At 66.6% G+C, this 3,255-nt stretch carries 5 protein-coding genes and 1 pseudogene; 4 read left to right on the top strand and 2 right to left on the bottom strand.

Annotated elements, in window-relative coordinates; translation table 11 throughout:
* The coding region (locus JCM19049_RS10310; protein ID WP_279402938.1) for an ATP-binding cassette domain-containing protein at positions 1-269 on the top strand (269 nt) is incomplete at its 5' end.
* Positions 270-471: 202 nt separating this feature from the next.
* Here JCM19049_RS10310 and JCM19049_RS10305 read toward each other — a convergent pair.
* Both JCM19049_RS10305 and JCM19049_RS20105 read right to left on the bottom strand, forming a co-directional pair.
* A pseudogene (locus tag JCM19049_RS10305) lies at positions 472-2,195 on the bottom strand (L-aspartate oxidase).
* Between the two features lie 143 nt (positions 2,196-2,338).
* The gene (locus JCM19049_RS20105) at positions 2,339-2,467 is read right to left on the bottom strand and encodes a hypothetical protein (RefSeq protein WP_279402940.1); all 129 of its coding nucleotides are present in this window, start codon (positions 2,465-2,467) and stop codon (positions 2,339-2,341) included.
* Here JCM19049_RS20105 and JCM19049_RS20100 point away from each other — a divergent pair.
* The 3 genes from JCM19049_RS20100 to JCM19049_RS10295 all read left to right on the top strand — a co-directional run.
* Positions 2,417-2,761 (top strand): LysR family transcriptional regulator, encoded by a 345-nt coding sequence (locus tag JCM19049_RS20100; protein ID WP_279402939.1) that lies wholly within the window; start codon positions 2,417-2,419, stop codon positions 2,759-2,761. The genes JCM19049_RS20105 and JCM19049_RS20100 overlap by 51 nt on opposite strands.
* Complete coding sequence (locus JCM19049_RS20095) at positions 2,689-2,946, top strand: LysR substrate-binding domain-containing protein (protein WP_306420778.1); 258 nt, start codon at positions 2,689-2,691, stop codon at positions 2,944-2,946. Before JCM19049_RS20100 ends, JCM19049_RS20095 begins: the two co-directional genes overlap by 73 nt.
* Positions 2,895-3,255: LysR family transcriptional regulator substrate-binding protein (locus JCM19049_RS10295; protein WP_279402936.1), on the top strand; the 361-nt coding region annotated here is incomplete at its 3' end. The genes JCM19049_RS20095 and JCM19049_RS10295, both read left to right, overlap by 52 nt.

The raw sequence follows: 3,255 nt of genomic DNA, 5'->3' as shown, positions 1-3,255 counted from the left end.
TGCGGATGGAGGGGTTCGAGAACCGGCCTTTCGCCGCCCTGTCCGGGGGTCAGCGACAACGCGTGTTGCTGGCCCAGGCGTTGGCCCAGAACGCCCCGACACTGCTGCTCGACGAACCGGCCGCCGGGCTGGATGCGGCAAGCCGGCAGCGGATCCATCAGGTGCTGCGCGAGGAGGCTCTCCGTGGCTGCGCGGTGGCTATGGTCAGTCACGACTCTCATGAGTTGGCTATAGCAGATCAAATACTGCACTTGGAGCCTCCGGTGTAGCGCTTCCAGACACCACGATGGATAAGGACGTCCATCATGACGTACTCCACCATGACGGATTCTTGTGTCCTTTTGCCTCGGTAAGTTGACGAATGCACGGTTTCTTCGGTGCCAAACTGGGCGAACTTCCGGTTGTTGCCCTCAGCCAGCTTAAAGGCCCGCAGGAGTGCGATGGCTCCAACGGGTCTCTAAACTCGCGGGACTACTCCACCAGCTTCCCGGCCGTGTCCACCTCACCGATCAGCTCACTGATCTCGGCGGGCACCGGCGGGATCGACTCGCGCACCACCCCGCCGCGCGGGGACCAGACCAGGTTCACCTGCAGCTGCGGATCCTGCTCGGGGTAGTCGCTGCGGTTGTGGCAGCCACGGGTTTCGCGCCGTTCCAGCGCCGCCTCCAGGGTGGCCCGGGCGGAGAGCGCCGCGGATTTCAGGTCATAGGCGTGCGCCAGGTCCTGAAAGCCGGCAATGTCCGGGTGGATTCCCACGTTGGCCATCCGCGCTTCGATCTCATCCAGCCGGCGCAGCCTTCGAGCAGGCCCGTCTCGTCACGCACCACCCCGGCGCACTCGGTCATCATGTCCCGGATCGCCCGTTGCAGGGAGCGCACGTTTTCCTGTCCGTCAGCGGCCAGCAGCCGCTCCAGCTCGCTGCGGGCCCGCGTCACCGCAGCGGCCGAACGGGTGTGGGACTCAAGCCCGGCCGAATACTCGGCGGCCGCCCGGCCCACGATCCGCCCAAACACCAGCAACTCAATCAGCGAGTTGCCGCCCAGGCGGTTCGCCCCGTGCAGGCCGCTGGAGGCCTCACCGATCGCGTAGAGCCCCTCCACGTGCGTGGAGTGGTCTTCGGGACGCACCCACACCCCACCCATGGAGTAGTGCGCGGTCGGCGCGATCTCGATGGGTTCGCGGGTGATGTCCAGCATCTGCACCTCCAGCATGGTCTGGTACACCCGCGGCAGCCGCTCCATGATCAGCTGGCGCGGCAGATGGGAGATGTCCAGCCAGACCCCGCCCTTCTTGGTGCCGCGTCCTTCCTTGATTTCCGTGTAGGCCGCCAGCGCCACCCGGTCGCGGGTGGACAGTTCCATGCGCTGCGGGTCGTAGCGTTCCATGAACCGCTCCCCCAGCCCGTTGCGCAGGATGCCGCCCTCGCCGCGGGCTGCCTCGGAGATCAGGGTGCCGGCCGCGTTTTCCGGTTCAATGATTCCCGAGGGGTGGAACTGCACCAGCTCCGGGTCGCGCAGCCGGGCCCCGGCCTCCACCGCCAGGCGGAAGGAGTCCCCGGTGTTCTCATCGCGTCGGGAAGAGGTCCGCCGCCAGATGCGGTTGTGTCCGCCGGCGGCCAGGATCACCGCATCGGCGTGGATCAGGTAGCGGGTGCCGTTGTTCACGTCGAAGCCGTACGCGCCGAACACGCGGTTGTCATGAGTGAGGATGTCGGTGATGTACACGGTATCCAGGATGGGGACCTGCAGCTGTTCACTGCGGCGGACCAGGCTGCGCTGGATTTCCAGGCCCGTGTAGTCCCCGGCGAACGCGGTGCGGCGGAAGGTATGGGCGCCAAAGAAGCGCTGGGAGATCCGTCCGTCCTCTTCACGAGCAAAACCCATCCCGTAGCGTTCGAGGTCCGCGATGCCCTCGGCCGCTCCCTGCGCCACAATCTGCACGGTGTGCGGGTTGGCCAGGTAATAGCTTTCCTTGATGGTGTCCGCCGCATGCTGCTGCCAGCTGTCCTCGGCGTCCATGGTTCCCAGCGCGGCGTTGATGCCCCCGGCAGCCAGGGAGGTGTGGGCGTCGTGGCGGGGGCGCTTGCCCACGGCCAGCACGTCCACCCCCAGTTCGGCCAGTTCAATGGCTGCGCGCAGCCCGGATCCGCCGGTGCCGATCACCAGCACGCCGGTGGAGATCTTGCGTTCCCGGATCTTGCCGGTGCCGCCGTCGAACCGGTGGCCGGTGGCGTTGTCGTTGGATTCGTTGTTCGTGGTGTCGCCGTTGTTGCCCGCGACGGAGCTGTTCATACCCATGGCTTCCACGCTAGAAACCCGGAAACCATTAGTACAATGAATTATTTTTCTGGTTTCGATGCGTTTTTGCTATTGTCCTTTAGGCTGGAGCCATGAACCTCGACCAGCTCAAGAGTTTCCTGACCGTCGCGGACCTGGGTCACTTCACCCGGGCCGCCGAGCAGCTGCACCTGGCCCAGCCCTCGCTGAGCCGGCAGATCGCCACCCTGGAATCCGAGCTGGGATCCCAGCTTTCCACCGCGCCCGCGGCAACATCACCCTCACCCCGGCCGGGGAAGCGCTGGTGCCGCTGGCTTCCCGGATGCTGGCCGATGCCGACCGGATCCGCCACCAGATGCAGGAGCTGGCCGGGCTGCGTGCCGGCCGGGTGCGGCTGGGTGCCCCGCCCTCGATGTGCATTTCCCTGGTCGCCATGGTGCTGGGTGAGTTCCACCGGCGCTATCCGGGAATCGAGCTGCACTTGAGCGAGGCCGGTTCGCGTCTGCTGCTGGAGCAGCTCTCGGCCGGTCAACTGGATTTGGCCTGGTGGTGGCCTCCGAGCACGAACCGGCCGCCTTCGAGTCCCTGGATGACATTCCGCTGCTCTCGGAGGAGCTCATGGTCATTGCCGCCAACACCGGCCAGCTGCCGGCGGGGCAGGGCCCGCTGAGCCTGGCCCAGTTGGCCCCGGTGCCGCAGATCGTCTTCTCCCCCAGCTATGACCTGCGGGCAGCCACCATGCAGGCCTATCGCAGCTGCAATCTGGAACCGAACGTGGTCCTGGAGGGCGGGGAGATGGATGCGGTGCTGCGTTTCGTGCAGCTCGGCCTGGGGGTGGCGGTCGTACCGGCCACGGTGCTGCTGGACCGCAGCGAGTTCCATACCCGCCGGCTGGAGCAGCCCTCCCTGACCCGCACCATTTCCCTGGCCCACCGCAAGGATGTGGGGTTGACCCGGGCGGCGGCGGCCATGCAGCAGA

This window comes from Arthrobacter sp. JCM 19049 (genome assembly GCF_001310435.1).
The sequence above is the reverse complement of the archived record's forward strand: the minus strand, read 5'-3'. Positions and strand labels throughout refer to the sequence as shown.